Genomic DNA, 16635 nt, shown 5'->3' on the forward strand with positions numbered 1-16635 from the left:
TTTAATAATAAATCCATCATGGATGAAAAGCTGTATCGTGTGTAATTGGTTATTAAATTTTTTTGGAAAACAATCTTTCCAGTTGTTGCTGCTGGCGCTGGCGGTATTTCTGTGCCCGGCGATTTTGGCGGCTGAGGAGCCTGTGCTGGCCATTGTTTCTGTGGCGGGCAAGCGCGGTGTGCCGCCGGTTTTTGAAGATGTTATCAAAGGTGTGGAAACTGGCTTTTCCGGAGAGGTAAAAAACTACACATTAAAACCCGATTTTTCCCAGTCACGCCTGTTGGACGATCTGCGTTCAGACGGGGTAACCGGAGTTGTGGTTTTGGGGGGCACTGGCAGAAAAGTAGCCGCCATGCTCAGCTCGGAGTATCCAGTGGTGATGGGAGCCGTGTCGTCGGTTCCGGTGAAGGGTGTTGGTGGCGTGGTGCTACAGCCATCCAGCAAAGTCGTCTTCGAATACCTGAACAAACTGGCGCCAGATGTCAGCGCCTTACACTTGATTTATGACCCCAAAAAACACGCTGAGGCGCTTTCCAGCGTGGAAAAGTCCAGCGCACCGATCAAAATTGACCTTTTGCCTCACGCCAGCTCCCAAAGCCAGCAGACCCAAAAAGCCATTGAAGATTCACTGTCCAGCGGCGGCAAGGCGCGCAGTGCTATCTGGGTTATGCTGGGCACCAAATTTGATACGGCGATCAAGGAAAATCTGATTAAAAACAGCTGGGGTCAGCCAGTGGTGCCGTTCCACTATACGGTGAACTCCAAGGATATCGAACTGTTCCCGTTTATCCTGCTTCCAGACTGGCAAGGCCTGGGGCAGCAGTTGGCGCACATGTCCAGTCAGCGTCTCAACGGTCAGTCTGCGCAAGTGGCCGAGCTGCAGAGCGTAAAGCTCTGGGTTAACCAGAAGAAAAGCCGCCACTTCGGTTTGAAGCTGGATAGTGACATTCGCGCAAAAATTGATTTTACCTTCCGGGATTGAGCGTATGGGCACATATAAAAATAGTGCATTTTTGCAAGTGCCCGTATGAAACCCGTAACCATCAAAAGCGGATAAACAATTGTCTGATCCTGAATCCATATTTCAGAAAATGGGTTTTCGCCGACAGCTTGCCCTGGCTGTTATAGCCGGTGTGCTGATATTGGCACTGGTGACTTCACTGGTCGTTTCCAAAACGGCTACCGATACCATTCGCGAAAAATTGCTGGAGCAGAGCGGCCAGCTAACAGATAACTTTTCCAGTCAGGCTGACTTTGCCCTGCTGTCCTCTACCCGCCAGGTGGCCAGCAACGCCATTGACCTGGTAATGGGGTATGAAAACGTCGATGGTGCGGCCATTTACAAAGCCAATGGCAGCCGCTATGAATACCGCCAAAATGGGCAGCTTTTGCGCAGCTATTTGTTTGACGACATCACCGACAATGCACTTTTGCTCCATGAAGAAGGTGACCACTGGCACTTTGCCGCGCCGGTTCACAGTGTGGACGACTCCATGGTGGAGTTTGGCGAAGAGCCTATTCGCGAACTGGTGGGCTACGTTGTTCTGGTGGTGGACAAAAGTCTGCTGGATGCCATGTTCCGGGATATTTTGCGCAACAACACCCTGGCATCACTGGGGGTGGCCACACTGCTGCTGCTGGCGTTGCTGGGGCTTGCCAGCAAACTGACCAAACCGCTGGAATATCTGTCGTCGATTATGCGCCGCGCCGAAGATGGTGAGAAAAAACTGCGTGCGGAAATGTCTGGCCCCAAGGACATTGTCGATATGCAGCACGCCTTCAATACCATGATGACGGTGTTGGAAAATCGCGAAATACAATTGTTGCAAGCCAAAGACGCGGCGCTGGAATCCGCCCGTGTAAAAGGCGAATTCGCCGCCAATGTCAGCCATGAACTTCGCACCCCCATGAATGCCATTCTCGGCATGCTCGATCTGCTGATGACCATGGGGCTGTCGCCCAAGCAGGTGGAGTATGTGGAGACCGCCAAATCGTCCGGTGAAATTCTGTTGAGCCTGATCGACGATGTTCTGGATTTCTCCAAGGTGGAATCCACTGCTATGACCCTTAACAAAGAGGAGGTGTTTGTTGAGGACTTGCTGGACGAGGTGGTTAGCCTGCTGTCCAGCAATGCGGTCAAGCAGAAAGTGGAGCTGGGGTATGTTTGCGCCGTTAATATTCCCCAGCACATACGCATCGACAGCACACGCCTGCGCCAGGTGTTGATCAACCTGATTGGCAATGCCATCAAGTTTACCCAGCAGGGGGAGGTGTCTGTCTGGCTGAGGCTGGGTGAAGATCGGGTCAGTGGCGAACAGCAACTGCAATTTGACGTGCGCGATACCGGTATTGGTATCGCCCCGGAAGCTCAGGAGCGCATTTTCGACGCCTTTACCCAGGCGGATTCCTCCACCACTCGCGAATATGGCGGCACAGGCCTGGGGCTTGCTATCAGCCGCCGCATTGTCAACTTGATGGGGGGCGAAATGTCCCTTGCCAGCGAGCTTGGCAAAGGCAGCACCTTCAGTTTTACCCTGCCTTTATTGAGTGATGACATTCTCAGCCAACCCAGTGCGGACAAACCGTTGCCGGAAGAACTTTCCAACCTGCAGATATTGTCTATCAATAGCAGCGGTGTGGCTCGGGAGTTTCTGGCAGCGAGGCTGGGAGGCTGGGGAGTTGAGCACGCCGCATTGGACAATGGCATGGAAGGGCTCGACTTGGTGCGCAGCCGCCTGGCGCTTAATGAAGCCCCTCAGATGCTGATTCTGGATGAAGAACTTGCCGGCATCAAGGCGCTGGATTTTATCAAGCTGCTCAGCGACAGTCCGGCCGCCGATCAGGTGCAGCTGATTGTGCTGGTCAACCCTTGGAGTGAATACCAGGCTCTGTATCCGGATGCGGTGGTGCAACTGCCCAAGCCACTGCGTACCGGTGTGTTGTATGAAGCGCTGAGGGCCCTTGCCGGCGTTGCCCAGGCTGTTGAGCCAGCGCCAGTTGCGGCGGTTGTCAGTCACTTTGGCAAGCGAGTGTTGGTGGCCGATGACAACCGCGCCAATCAGCAAGTGGCTGTGGGCATGCTGGAACGCCTGGGCTGCGAAGTGCTGGTGGCAGAGAGCGGCGAGCAGGCGCTCAACAAAGTGGTGCGCGAACAGGTGGACCTGGTGTTTATGGATTGCCAGATGCCGGTGATGGACGGCTATGAAGCCACCGCCCGTATTCGTCGCCTGGAAGACAGTGCAAGCGGCAATGCCCTGCCGATCATTGCCATGACCGCCAACAACAGCGAAGGCGAGGAGGAGCGCTGTCGCAATGCGGGCATGGATGACTTCCTGCCCAAACCGCTGCGCTTGCAGGAGCTTGAAATCACCCTGCAGCGCTGGCTAGAACCGGAGGCGTACAATCCGCCCGCCAGCGATCCGGCCCCGGCAGAAGTGAAAAAATCCATGGAGGTCACACTGGATCTGGCCATTATGGACGAGCTGCGCCACAGTGTTGGCGAGGTGGTGGACTCCATGATCCAGGCCTTCCTGGAAGATACCCCGGTTTACCTGCAATCCCTCAAACACGCCTCCGCCGACCGCGATGCCAAACAGGTGCGCGAGTTGGCTCATATGCTCAAGGGTAGTGCCTCCAACTTTGGTGCCGACCGGGTGGTTGCCCTCAGTCGTTCTGTCGAGGACTTGGCCAAGGCCGATGATCTGGAGCCGGTGGTGGATGTGGTGGCCGAACTGGTGGAAGCCTACAGGGAGTTGAGCCGGGCCCTGGAGCAGCAATTGAGCGATACCGCCACCAGCAACCAGAAAGCCCGGAGCAACGGCACCGGCTATAGCGTACTTATTGCTGACGACGACCGCTCCATGCGCATGGCATTGCGCAACGCGCTGGAAGCGGACGACTACAGCATTGAAGAAGCCACCAACGGCGAACACGCACTGGCCACCTGCCGCCGCAAAATGCCGGACCTGATCCTGATCGATGCGCTGATGCCGGAAGTCGACGGCTTCCAGGCCTGCGAGCAGATTCGCGAATTGCCCAACGGTTCAGAAATTCCCATCCTGATGATTACCGGTCTGGAAGACGAAAAATCCATCGTCAAAGCCTTTACTGCCGGAGCCAGTGACTACATTCCCAAACCGGTTCATTTCTCGGTGATGCGCCAGCGGGTAGCGCGTTTGTTGCAGGCCAGCAAAGCCGAGCAGCACGTCAAGAAAATGGCCTACCACGACCCCCTGACCGGACTGCCCAACCGCGCCAGCCTGATGCAACAACTGCGCCCCATGATCAACCGGGCGTTGCTCAATAGCGAGATGGTGGCGGTGCTGTTCCTGGACCTGGACCGCTTTAAAATGATCAACGACTCCCTGGGGCACGATGCCGGTGACCTGCTGTTGAAAGCGGTGGCAGACCGGATACGGCGCTGCCTGCGGGAACAGGATTTTGTCGCCCGCCTGGGCGGTGATGAATTTACCGTGGTGCTGGAAGGGCTGCACAACGCCAACGTAGCGGCCACTGTCGCGCAGAAAATCTGCGACAGCCTGAGCGAACCCTTTGTGTTCCTGCAACAAAAAATGTTTATCACCACCAGTGTCGGTATATCCCTGGCTCCGAAGGATGGTGAAGACGTGGGCGCGCTGATCAAACACGCGGACTCCGCCATGTTCCGCGCCAAAGAAAAGGGCAACAGCTACTGCTTCTACGAGCAGGGTATGGAAGATGAGGTCTATCGCCGTCTGGAGCTGGAGCGCGAGCTGCGCAACGCCCTGGAAGAAGATCACCTGCAACTGTACTACCAGCCCAAATTGGATGCCCAGAGTGGCGAAGTGGTCTCGGCGGAGGCGTTAGTGCGCTGGCAACACCCGGAGCGCGGCCTGCTGATGCCGGATAAATTTATCCCTCTGGCGGAGGAATCCGGGTTGATTACCGAACTCGGTGACTGGGTGCTGCGGGCGGCCTGTAAACAGATTCATCAGTGGCAAACAATGGGCCACGACCTGAAAGTAGCGGTGAATATTTCCGGTCGTGAAATACAATCAGAAGGTTTGCAGCAGCGCCTGGAAGATACTCTGGCGCAGTGCCAGGTGCCACCACATCTGCTGGAACTGGAAATCACCGAAAGCATGCTGCTGGAAGAAAACAACTATATTATCGACACCCTGAACGACATCAAGGCCACCGGCATTACTCTCGCCATCGATGACTTTGGCAGTGGCTATTCCTCCTTCAATTACCTGAAACACATGCCGGTAGACACCCTGAAAATCGACCGCGCCTTTATCAACGACCTGGAAGAAAGCGACAAATCCGGCCGTGCCATTGTCGCTGGCATCATCGCCCTGGCGGATAACCTGGGGCTGGAAACCGTGGCTGAAGGGGTGGAAACCGAGGAACAGCGGCACATGCTCAAAGAGCTGGGTTGTAACCTGTTGCAGGGCTTTCTGTTCAGCAAGGCAATACCGGCGGGAGAGTTTACCGAGCGCTTTCTCCGTTTAGAGGACAGAAGGCAGAAGGCAGAGGACAGAAAAAACAAGACAGAGGGTGGGGAAATTTTGTAAGCTGCGCGGCTTTGTGTATCTGTAGTTGCCCATGAGCCAGTTTTTCTCCATACACCCGGACAATCCTCAGCCGCGCCTGATTCGACAGGCGGTGGAAATCATTCACGCCGGTGGTGTAATCGCCTATCCCACAGACTCCGCCTACGCCCTGGGCTGCCATATTGGAGACAAGAGGGCGCTGGACAAAATCCGCGCTATCCGTCAGCTGGAAAAACGCCACAATTTCACCCTGGTGTGTCGTGACCTGTCGGAACTGGCCAGCTACGCCAAAGTGGACAACGTGCGCTACCGCTTGTTGAAAGGGTTGACCCCGGGGCCTTACACCTTCGTGTTGCAGGCCACGTCGGAAGTCCCCCGGAGATTGATGCACCCCAAGCGTAAAACCGTGGGCCTGCGAGTGCCGCAAAACAACGTGGCACTGGCGCTGTTGGAAGAGCTGGGGGAGCCGTTGATGAGCGTTACCCTGCAACTGCCTGGCGACGAATACCCGCTCACCGACCCCTACGACATCCGCGACCTGCTGGAACACCGCATCGACCTGGTAATCGACGGCGGTTACTGCGGCCTGGAACCCACCTCGGTGGTGGATATGGTGGACGACAGCCCGCAAATTCTTCGCCGGGGAATGGGGGATGTCAGCCTTTTTGAAGGCTGACAGGACGCCTCTCCGAGGCTACAGGTCGCCCCTGTGGGGCTTACAGGACGGGCTGCGCCCTACAGGAAACAGGGGGGCAGTTTCTGTATCCTGTAGGGCGCAGCCCGTCCTGTATCCTGTTACCTGCTGCTGTATAATCCCCATTTTTCGTCAACCGGTAAAACCTTTGAACGATTCTCCTATCATCGACAGCGAACCAAAACCGCAGCTTTCTCCCAGCCAGGAAGAAATGCCTTTCGCCATGGTGTATGGCGAAGCGGTGACGGATTTGCCCAAAGACCTTTACATTCCGCCGGAAGCACTGGAAGTGATACTGGAGGCGTTTGAAGGCCCGCTGGATTTACTGCTGTACCTGATCAAGCGCCAGAATATCGATATTCTGGAAATCAATGTGGCGGAAATCACCCGTCAGTACATGGCTTACATCGAACTGATGGAGGCCATGCATTTTGAACTGGCGGCGGAATACCTGCTGATGGCGGCTATGCTGGCGGAAATCAAATCCCGCATGCTGTTGCCGCGCCAGGAAGAAATTGAAGACGAAGACGACCCCCGCGCCGAACTGATTCGCCGTTTGCAGGAATACGAGCGCTTTAAACAGGCCGCAGAAGATATAGATGAATTACCCAGAGTAGGGCGGGATACCTTTATCGCCTCCGCCAAGGAGCCGGATCGCAGTTGCGAGCGCCCGCACCCGGAAGTCTCCATGCAGGAACTGCTGCTGGCCCTGTCGGAAGTGATGCGTCGGGCTGAAATGTTTGAAAGCCACCAGGTGCAGCGGGAATTGTTGTCGACACGCGAGCGCATGACCGAAGTGCTGGCACGGCTCAAAGGCCAGCAATTCGTGCCTTTCGTCAGCCTGTTTACCGCCCACGAAGGCCGTGTTGGTGTGGTGACCACCTTCCTGGCGGTGATGGAACTGATCAAGGAATCGCTGGTGGAAATCGTGCAGAGCGAGCTGTTTGGCCCAATACATGTCAAGGCAAGAGCCGCTTGATGAGGCTTGTTACTGATTTGTCATTCTGAGTGTAGCGAAGACAAATTGGCAGGAATGCCAATTTGGGCGTCGAAGACGGCTCGTAGAGCCGAGCACCAAGGAAGGTGCGAGTCAATCTCTTCTTCGCACTTCGCTATACTCAGGATGACGCGCAGAAAAGATTGTTTTTATGGATACCAATATCAACATTACCCGACTGAAAAACATTATCGAAGGCGCACTGCTGGCAGCGGCGCGGCCGCTGGATATTCCCCACATCGAACAACTGTTTGAAGAAGATGCCTGCCCCGACCGCGACGACATTCGCGCTGCACTGGAAGAAGTGGCAGTGGATTGCGCTGGCCGCGGTTTTGAACTGAAAAAAGTCTCCAGCGGTTATCGTTTCCAGGTGCGTCAGGAGCTGTCCCAGTGGGTCAACCGCCTGTGGGAAGAAAAGCCACAGAAGTATTCTCGCGCCATGCTGGAAACCCTGGCGTTAATCGCCTATCGCCAGCCCATTACCCGTGGTGATATTGAAGAAATTCGAGGGGTGTCGGTAAGCTCGCAGATCATCAAAACCCTGCAAGAACGCGAGTGGATACGGGTGGTTGGCCATCGGGATGTGCCCGGGCGACCCTCACTGTATGCCACCACCAAACAGTTTCTCGATTACTTTAATCTGTCCAGCCTGGAAGAATTGCCGACACTGGGGGACCTTCGCGACCTGGAAGATATCGACCCGGAACTGACGCTGGATATCGATCAACCCCAAGTGGACACGGAACAGCAGCCCACTGAGGCAGATGTGGATGAAAGCCCGGTCGATCACAGCGAGGCACCAACTCCGGAACAGCACGATAACAACCCGGACAGGCGCGACGATGTCTGAAGCAACGGTTACCGAAAAGCTGCAAAAAGTATTGGCCGCTGGCGGGCTTGGTTCCCGCCGGGCGCTGGAACAGTGGATTGCCGATGGCCGCGTGCAGGTCAATGGCAAGGTGGCCACCCTGGGAGACCGGGTGGCCACCGACGACAGTATTCAGGTGGATGGCAAACCCTTTGCCCGCAAATCCGCCGACACCCGCCTGCGGGTGCTGCTGTATAACAAGCCCCTGGGGGAAATCTGTACCCGCAACGACCCGGAAGGCCGCCCCACGGTATTTGATAGACTGCCAAAACTGATGGGGGAACGCTGGGTGTCTGTGGGCCGCCTGGACATCAATACCAGTGGCTTGCTGCTGTTTACCAACGATGGCGAACTGGCCAATAAACTGATGCACCCCAGCAGCCAAATTGACCGGGAATATCTGGTGCGAGTGCACGGAGATGTGTCGGAAGACAGCCTTAAAAAACTCCGCGAAGGGGTGCTGTTGGAAGATGGCATGGCCAAATTTTCCGATATCGTCCCCGGTGAAGCCAACGGCGCCAACCGCTGGTTTACCGTGGCCTTGATGGAGGGGCGCAACCGGGAAGTACGCCGCCTGTGGGAATCGCAGGATGTGGAAGTTAACCGCCTCAAGCGAGTGCGCTTCGGGCCCATATTTTTCCCGTCCTACCTGCGCGAAGGCCAGTGGATCGACCTGGAGCCGCAAGACATCAAGGCCCTGTGTCGACAGGCGGGCATCGACAAAGTACGCATTGCCAGTCTTACCCCCCAAGAGCGCAAAAACCGCGAACGCCAGGAACAGCGCCTGCGGGCCAAAGGCCGCAAAAACTGAATAACCCCGCTAACGCGCAGTCTCGTAGGGCGGATTAGCGCAGCGTAATCCGCCGTTTGCTTGGTATGTTGGTCTAGCCATATTTACTGTGCATCTATGCTTTCCCCCGAAACCCCTTTACTCTCCGGCCCCATCAAGTACAAATAAGCCGGCATTATGTCTTCCGGAGTTGGCAATGTGCCCGGGTCTTCCGCCGGGTAAGCACCGGCGCGCATGGCGGTGCGGGTGGCGCCGGGGTTGATGCAGTTCACCCGGATATGACCAATGCCCTCGACTTCTTCGGCCAGCACTTGCGCCAGGCCTTCGGTGGCAAATTTTGATACTGCGTAAGCCCCCCAGTAGGCGCGGCCCGTGCGCCCGACGCTGGAGCTGGTAAAAATCACCGATGCGTCTTTCGATTTTTCCAACAGCGGCAGTAAGGCTTTGGTCATGGCAAATCCGGCGGTCACATTTACCTGCATTACCTGCTGCCAGGTGCTGAGTTTGTAATTGGTGATGGGAGTGCGCTGCCCCAGCAGGCCGGCGTTGTGCAGCAGGCCATCAATGCGTCCGCATTCTTCGAACAACTTGTCGGCCATTTCGGAGTAGTGGTCCTCTGTGGCGCTTTCCAGGTCCAGAGGGAAAATGGCCGGTTGTGGGCCGCCAGCGGCGACGATGTCATCGTACACCTGTTCCAGTTTGGCTGTGGTTCTGCCCACCAGAATCACTTCGGCACCGCAGCTGGCAAAGGTGAGCGCGGCAGTGCGGCCAATGCCGTCACCGGCGCCAGTTACCACAATAATGCGGTTGGCCAGGCAATCGTGGGCGGCCTGATAATTTTGTGCAGTGGCACTTTCGGTCATAACAGTTTTTCCACAATGGGCAGTAAGTCTTCGGATTGATGGGCAATGTAATTCGCCTGCCAGTGGCTGACATCTTCATCCGGGTTCAGGTAGCCGTAGGCGGCGGCGATGGTGGTGGCCCCGGCATTGCGGCCTGCCTCTATATCCCGTAAATGATCGCCCACCATCAGGGTATTCTGTGCCTGACAGCCAATCTGCTGGCAGGCCAGATGTACCGATTCCGGGTGGGGTTTGGTGTTGGTAACGTGATCTGGACAGACCACCGCGGCCGGTTTCAGGTTCAGGCCGGCAACGATAGGGGTGGTGTAAAGCACCGGTTTGTTGGTGACTATGCCCCAGGGGATAGTGTGTGCCTCAAGGCGGGCGAGCAATCTGTCCAGGCCGGGAAACAGCCGGGTTTTGTTGGTTAATCTGTCGATGTACAAATCCAGCAATCGCTGTCGCAACGGGTCGAAGGCCGGATCGTCAACGGCAAGTTGAAAAGCGGTTTCCACCAGCCCAACAGAGCCGTGTGAAACTGCGCTGCGCACCTGGGAATAATCCATGGTGGCGCGATTTTCTTCCCGCAGCAGTTGATTCACCACATCGGTAAAGTCCAGAGCGGTGTCCAGCAGGGTACCGTCCAGGTCAAAAAGTACAGCGTCGATTTTTGGCATGTTGTTCTCTTTTTACTCTGTCATTCTGAACGCGGCGAAGAATCTCAGTGTTGCAGCCACTATTGAGACCCTTCGCTGCGCTCAGGATGACGGGTTGGAGACTATTCGGGTTTACGAGAGTGAATCAGATAATTTACCCCCACATCCCGGTTATCCAGCCGATAGGTTTTGGTAAGCGGGTTGTAGGTCATGCCGGTCATATGCTCGATACTCAGTCCCGCTTTTCTGGCCCAGTTTCCCAGTTCTGAGGGGCGAATAAATTTGCTGTATTCGTGGGTGCCTTTGGGCAGCAGCTTGAGTACATATTCAGCTCCCAGTATGGCCAACAGGTAGGCTTTGGGGTTGCGGTTGATGGTGGAGAAATACACATGGCCACCAGGTTTGACAAGTTGTGTGCAGGCGGTAATAACCGATGCCGGGTCGGGCACGTGTTCCAGCATTTCCAGGCAGGTAACAACGTCGTATTCACCGCCTTGTTCAGTGGCCAGTTGCTCGGCGGTAATTTGCTGATAATCCACGACAATACCGCTTTCCAGTGCGTGCAGTTTGGCGACATTGAGTGGCGCTTCGCCCATATCGATGCCGGTAACCCGTGCGCCCCGTTGCGCCAGTGATTCACTTAAAATACCGCCGCCACAGCCCACATCCAGCACTTTTTTACCCGCCACCGGCGAGTGTTGGTCAATCCAGTTGGCGCGCAGCGGGTTGATGTCGTGCAGGGGCTTGAATTCGCTGTTCGGGTCCCACCAGCGAGAGGCGAGGGCTTCAAACTTTGCGACTTCGGAATTATCTACATTGAGTTCTGACATATCTTCGCTTCGTTTTTAATAGAGTTTACAGGGCGCGCTGCGCGCTTACAGGTGACAGGATACAGGGAGGGCGGAGCGGGCCTGTAACCTGTAAGGGCGAAGCCCGCCCTGTTACCTGTTGACTATCTTTTGCTGCCATTCTTTTGTTCTGGCAATGATTTCTTGTTGATCCAGCGTGGTTAGCTCTCGTTCCCGCAACAATGCCTTGCCATTCACCCAGACATGGCTCACCCGGTGGCTGCATTCGCTGTACACCAGTTGCGATAGCGGGTTGTACAGGGGGTGGGCTTCCAGTTCGTCCAGGCGCACAGCGGTCAGGTCCGCCGCTTTGCCCACTTCTATACTGCCAATGCGGTCGGCCATGCCCAGCGCTTTGGCGCCATTAAGAGTGGCCATGCGCAGGGCGCTGTGGGCATTCAGTGCGCTGGCGTCGCCGCTGATGCCTTTGGCTAACAGTGCGGCGGTTTTCAATTCACTCAACAGGCTCAGGTCGTTATTGCTGGCGGCGCCATCGGTGCCCAGTGCCACGTTGATGCTGTTATCCAGTAATCGCTGAACCGGGCACAGGCCGCTGGCCAGTTTGAGGTTGGATTCCGGACAGTGGATCACATGGGCGCCACTGTTTTGCAACAGCGTCAGATCGTTGTCGTTCAGCTGGGTCATATGCACGCACTGGGTTAGTGGCGACAAGGCTCCCAGCTGATTGATGCGCTCGATTGGGCGCAGGCCACTGTTGCTTTTTTCGTCGCTGATTTCCTGGGCGGTTTCGTGCAGATGAATATGAATGGGTGTCGCCAGTTCCTCGGAATAGGTGGCGACTTTTTGCAGGGGCTCGTCGGAAATGGTGTAGGGCGCGTGAGGGCCAAAGGCAATCTGAATCAGGTTGTCGTTTTTGTGGTCATCCCGCAGCGCCAGGCCTTTGTGTATGTAATCGTCGGGCCCGCTGCCCCAATTGCTGGGGAAGTCGAATACCGGAAAGGCTACCTGGGCGCGCATACCGGTGCGGCTGGCGGCTTCGGCAATGGCCTCCGGAAAAAAATACATGTCGGCAAAACAGGTGGAGCCACTGCGGATCATCTCCGCCATGGCCAGGTTGGTGCCGTCACGGACAAAGCGCTGGTCTACCCACTGCTGTTCCGCTGGCCAGATATGATCGCTGAGCCAAGTGTGCAGTGGCTGATCATCTGCATAGCCGCGCAACAGGCTCATGGCAGCGTGGCCGTGGGCGTTTACCAGGCCGGGAATCAGCAAATGCTCGTCAAGGTCAACGGTTTCGCTGGCAGTATATTGATTGGCGGCTTCTTTCTGGGTGGTGATGGCGATAATTTCACCGCGCGCAATCACCACAGCACAGTCTTGCAATAACTGGTTGCGGGGAACCACCGGCGCCAGCCAGCGAGCGTTGATAATCAGGTCCACGGGGGTGGGGATCATAGTGCTTTTCTGCGTGTTGACGAAGCGCGCAGTATACAGGTGGAAGGACACAGGATACAGGTGACAGGACGCGCTTCGCGCTACAGGAACACCCCTGTAACCGGTAAGGGCGAAGCCCGTTCTGTCAGCAGGCAAAGCCTGCGTCCTGTTACCTTTTTTATGCTATTATCCCGCGCTTGTGTCTGGCCTCTATCGGGTCATAAAAAATCATAAGGAATACACAAAAGCATGGGTGATATCGCCAAAGAAATCCTGCCGGTAAATATCGAGGACGAGCTGCGTCAATCCTATCTGGATTACGCCATGAGCGTGATCGTCGGTCGGGCCTTGCCGGATGTGCGCGACGGTCTCAAACCGGTGCACCGCCGGGTTCTGTTCGCCATGAACGAACTCAAGAACGACTGGAACAAGGCCTACAAAAAGTCCGCCCGTGTGGTGGGTGATGTGATTGGTAAATACCACCCTCACGGCGATACCGCGGTGTACGACACCATTGTGCGCATGGCCCAGGATTTCTCCCTGCGCTACCCGCTGGTGGACGGCCAGGGCAATTTTGGTTCCATCGACGGCGATTCCCCGGCGGCCATGCGCTATACCGAAATCCGCATGGACAAAATCGCCCACTCCCTGTTGGCGGACCTCGACAAAGAAACCGTGGATTTTGTGCCCAACTACGACGGCAACGAGATGATGCCGGACGTGTTGCCCACCCGGGTGCCCAACCTGCTGGTGAATGGCTCCTCCGGTATTGCCGTGGGCATGGCCACCAATATCCCGCCTCACAACCTGGGGGAAGTGATTCGCGCTTGCCTGGCGCTGATTGAAAACGAAGACATCACCATCGACGAATTGATGGAGCACCTGCCGGGGCCGGATTTCCCCACCGGCGCCATTATCAACGGCAAGGCGGGCATTTTGCAGGCCTACCGCACCGGTCGCGGGCGCATTTACATGCGCGCCAAGGCAGAGGTGGAAACCGACGCCAAGGGCAAAGAGCGCATCATTATTCACGAAATTCCCTATCAGCTGAACAAGGCGCGTTTGATTGAGAAAATCGCCGAGCTGGTAAAAGAGAAAAAGATCGAAGGCATTTCCGAACTGCGCGATGAGTCTGACAAAGACGGTCTGCGGGTGGTTATTGAAATCAAGCGCGGCGAAATGGGCGATGTGGTGCTCAACAACCTGTACGCGCAAACCCAGCTGGAAACTGTTTTTGGCATCAATACAGTGGCGCTGGTGGACGGCCAGCCCAAGCTGCTCAACCTGAAAGAGCTGCTGGAAAACTTTGTTCGCCACCGCCGCGAAGTGGTAACCCGCCGCACCGTTTACCTGCTGAGAAAAGCCCGGGAGCGCGGCCATATTCTCGAAGGCCTGGCGGTGGCCATTGCCAATATCGACGAAGTGATCGAACTGATCAAATCCTCGCAATCCCCGGCGGAAGCCAAAGAAGCCTTGATTGCCCGTGGCTGGGCGTCCGGCAAGATCAGCGAATTCCTGCAGCGTGCCGGCGCCGATGCCTGCCGCCCGGAAGAACTGTCAGACAAATTTGGCCAGCGGGATGGCATGTACTATCTGTCGCCGGAACAGGCTCAGGCCATTCTGGAGCTGCGCCTGCACCGCCTCACCGGTATGGAGCACGACAAACTGCTGGCGGAGTATCAGGACAAACTGGCGGAGATTGCCGAGTACCTGGGTATTCTGGCGAGCCCCGAGCGGCTGATGGAAGTGATTCGCGAAGAACTGGACGCCATTGTCAGCGAGTTTAACGACGAGCGCCGCACGGAAATCATCGAATCCAAGCACGACTTGACCGTGGAAGACCTGATCAGTGAAGAAGACCGGGTAGTGACCATCTCCCACGGTGGCTACGCCAAGACCCAGCCGTTGGATGACTACCAGGCTCAACGCCGTGGCGGTATGGGCAAGTCTGCCACTCAGGTAAAAGACGAAGATTTTATTGAACACCTGCTGATCGCCAACACCCACACCACCATTTTGTGTTTTACCAATGCGGGCAAGGTGTACTGGCTGAAGGTGTACCAGATTCCGGTGGCCGGGCGTCAATCCCGTGGCCGCCCCATGGTGAATCTGTTGCCGCTGGAAGAAGGGGAACGGGTGACCTCCATTTTGCCGGTAGACGAGTACAGCGACGACAAATTTATCTTTATGGCCACCAAATTTGGCACCGTGAAGAAAACCCCGCTGTCCGCCTTCTCCCGCCCCCGCAGCGTGGGCCTGATCGCCCTCGACCTGGTGGACGGCGACCGTCTGGTGGGCACCGCCATCACCAATGGCGACAGCGAAGTGATGCTGTTCAGCTCTGGCGGCAAGGCCATGCGTTTTGCCGAGGGCGATGTGCGTTCCATGGGGCGTATATCCCGCGGTGTGCGCGGTATCCGCCTGCCGGAAGGGGAGCAAGTGCTGTCGCTGATTATTCCTCAGGAGGGCGGCAAGGTGCTGGCGGTATCTGAGCATGGCTACGGCAAGCAAACACCAGTGGAAGACTACCCCACCAAGGGGCGTGGCGGCCTGGGTGTAATCGCCATTCAAAGCTCCGAACGCAACGGCCAGTTGGTGGGTGCCGAGCAAGTGTTTGACGGGGATGAGGTGATGCTGATCTCCGACCAGGGCACCCTGGTGCGCACCCGCTGCGAAGAAATCTCCACTTCGGGTCGCAACACCCAGGGTGTGCGCGTGATTCGCCTTAAAGAAGGCGAGCAACTGGTGGGCCTGGCGCGCATTGAAGAACAGGATGAAAAAACACAAGCTGACACCGAAACTTAACAATTTGTCATGCTGAGCGCAGCGAAGCATCTCTGTACCAGATTTGGAGTTTGAGATACTTCACTGCGCTCAGGATGACGGTAGAGAAACTATGTCCAACGAAAACGAATTGAACGAACTGCGCCAGCAGATCGATGGTATCGATAAAGAATTACTGGCGCTGATCAGCAAGCGCGCCAATTGCGCCCAGCAGGTAGCCGAGGTAAAGCAGGCCGCCGGCGAATCGGTGTTTTACCGCCCGGAGCGGGAAGCCCAGGTATTGCGCAAGGTGCTGGAAAAAAACCAGGGCCCCTTGGACGACGAAGAAATGGCGCGTCTGTTTCGGGAAATCATGTCCGCTTGCCTGGCCCTGGAAGACCCCATCAAGGTTGCCTACCTGGGACCTGAGGGCACCTTTACCCAGCAGGCGGCCATCAAGCACTTTGGCCACTCTGCAGTTACCCTGCCCATGGCAGCCATTGACGATGTGTTTCGTGAAGTGGTGGCCGGTGCGGTGGACTATGGAGTGGTGCCGGTGGAAAACTCCACCGAAGGTGTGGTCAACAACACACTGGACAGCTTTCTGGATTCCAACGTGGGCATCAGCGGTGAAGTGGAATTGCGTATTCACCAGCACTTCCTGATCGGCCCCAACACCAAACCGGAAAATATTACCCGGGTTTACTCCCACGCTCAGTCCCTGGCCCAGTGCCGTTTATGGCTCGATGCCCACTACCCCAGCATCGAACGGGTAGCGGTAAGCAGCAACGGGGAAGCGGCCAAATTTGTTAAAGGGGAGTGGAATTCGGCGGCTATCGCCGGTGATATGGCGGCGGATTTGTTTGAGCTGACCCGCCTGCGTGAAAATATTGAAGACCGCCCGGACAATTCCACCCGCTTCTTTATTATTGGCCGCCAGCAGGTGCCCGCCAGTGGCGACGACAAAACCTCGGTGATTGTCACGGCCAATAACCACGCCGGTGCCCTGCACGACCTGTTGCTGCCGTTTCACAGCGCCGGAATCGACCTGACCCGTATCGAAACCCGCCCATCCCGCACCGCCAAATGGAATTACGTGTTTTTTATCGATTTGAAAGGACACGTGGACGACCCCAACGTGAGTCAGGCATTGGATCAGGTGCGTGACAAAGTGGCGGATTTGAAGGTGTTGGGGTCCTATCCGAAGGGCGTGCTTTGAGCTGCGGGTTACGGGTTGCGGGTTACGGG

General features: G+C 56.3%; 12 protein-coding genes. 8 read left to right on the forward strand and 4 right to left on the reverse strand.

Annotated elements, in window-relative coordinates; all coding sequences use genetic code 11:
* Positions 1-37 precede the first annotated feature (37 nt).
* The 6 genes from ACVBEJ_RS12495 to rluB all read left to right on the forward strand — a co-directional run bounded on the left by ACVBEJ_RS12495 (position 38) and on the right by rluB (position 8904).
* Entirely contained in the window at positions 38-982 is a 945-nt protein-coding gene (locus ACVBEJ_RS12495) for a hypothetical protein (RefSeq protein WP_447129970.1), read from the forward strand.
* Between the two features lie 79 nt (positions 983-1061).
* Complete coding sequence (locus ACVBEJ_RS12500) at positions 1062-5555, forward strand: EAL domain-containing protein (protein ID WP_447129971.1); 4494 nt, start codon at positions 1062-1064, stop codon at positions 5553-5555.
* Positions 5556-5586: 31 nt separating this feature from the next.
* Positions 5587-6210 (forward strand): L-threonylcarbamoyladenylate synthase, encoded by a 624-nt coding sequence (locus ACVBEJ_RS12505; RefSeq protein WP_447129972.1) that lies wholly within the window; start codon positions 5587-5589, stop codon positions 6208-6210.
* A gap of 166 nt (positions 6211-6376) precedes the next feature.
* Positions 6377-7207: a segregation and condensation protein A gene (locus ACVBEJ_RS12510; protein WP_447129973.1), complete on the forward strand. Its 831-nt coding sequence runs from the start codon at positions 6377-6379 to the stop codon at positions 7205-7207.
* A gap of 169 nt (positions 7208-7376) precedes the next feature.
* Positions 7377-8075, forward strand: a complete 699-nt coding sequence (scpB, locus tag ACVBEJ_RS12515) for an SMC-Scp complex subunit ScpB (RefSeq protein ID WP_447129974.1) — start codon at positions 7377-7379, stop codon at positions 8073-8075.
* Entirely contained in the window at positions 8068-8904 is an 837-nt protein-coding gene (rluB, locus tag ACVBEJ_RS12520) for a 23S rRNA pseudouridine(2605) synthase RluB (RefSeq protein ID WP_447129975.1), read from the forward strand. The genes scpB and rluB overlap by 8 nt, the downstream gene beginning before the upstream one ends.
* Positions 8905-8987: 83 nt before the next feature.
* On the opposite strand, the gene ACVBEJ_RS12525 is transcribed toward rluB, so the two are convergent.
* From ACVBEJ_RS12525 to ACVBEJ_RS12540, 4 genes are all read right to left on the reverse strand, one after another.
* Positions 8988-9746, reverse strand: coding sequence for a YciK family oxidoreductase (locus ACVBEJ_RS12525; protein ID WP_447129976.1), 759 nt, complete (start codon positions 9744-9746; stop codon positions 8988-8990).
* Entirely contained in the window at positions 9743-10402 is a 660-nt protein-coding gene (locus ACVBEJ_RS12530) for an HAD-IA family hydrolase (RefSeq protein WP_447129977.1), read from the reverse strand. The genes ACVBEJ_RS12525 and ACVBEJ_RS12530 overlap by 4 nt, the downstream gene beginning before the upstream one ends.
* 101 nt (positions 10403-10503) lie before the next feature.
* Positions 10504-11211 carry a bifunctional 2-polyprenyl-6-hydroxyphenol methylase/3-demethylubiquinol 3-O-methyltransferase UbiG gene (ubiG, locus tag ACVBEJ_RS12535; protein ID WP_447129978.1) on the reverse strand — a complete coding sequence of 236 codons (708 nt, stop codon included), beginning with the start codon at positions 11209-11211 and terminating at the stop codon, positions 10504-10506.
* A gap of 111 nt (positions 11212-11322) precedes the next feature.
* Entirely contained in the window at positions 11323-12645 is a 1323-nt protein-coding gene (locus tag ACVBEJ_RS12540; RefSeq protein ID WP_447129979.1) for a TRZ/ATZ family hydrolase, read from the reverse strand.
* 228 nt (positions 12646-12873) lie between these two features.
* Between ACVBEJ_RS12540 and gyrA the strand changes: the two genes are divergently transcribed.
* Complete coding sequence (gene gyrA, locus ACVBEJ_RS12545; RefSeq protein ID WP_447129980.1) at positions 12874-15429, forward strand: DNA gyrase subunit A; 2556 nt, start codon at positions 12874-12876, stop codon at positions 15427-15429.
* Positions 15430-15520: 91 nt separating this feature from the next.
* Positions 15521-16606 carry a prephenate dehydratase gene (pheA, locus tag ACVBEJ_RS12550; RefSeq protein WP_447129981.1) on the forward strand — a complete coding sequence of 362 codons (1086 nt, stop codon included), beginning with the start codon at positions 15521-15523 and terminating at the stop codon, positions 16604-16606.
* Positions 16607-16635: the final 29 nt, after the last annotated feature.

The sequence above is a fragment of the Porticoccus sp. GXU_MW_L64 genome, assembly GCF_052983295.1.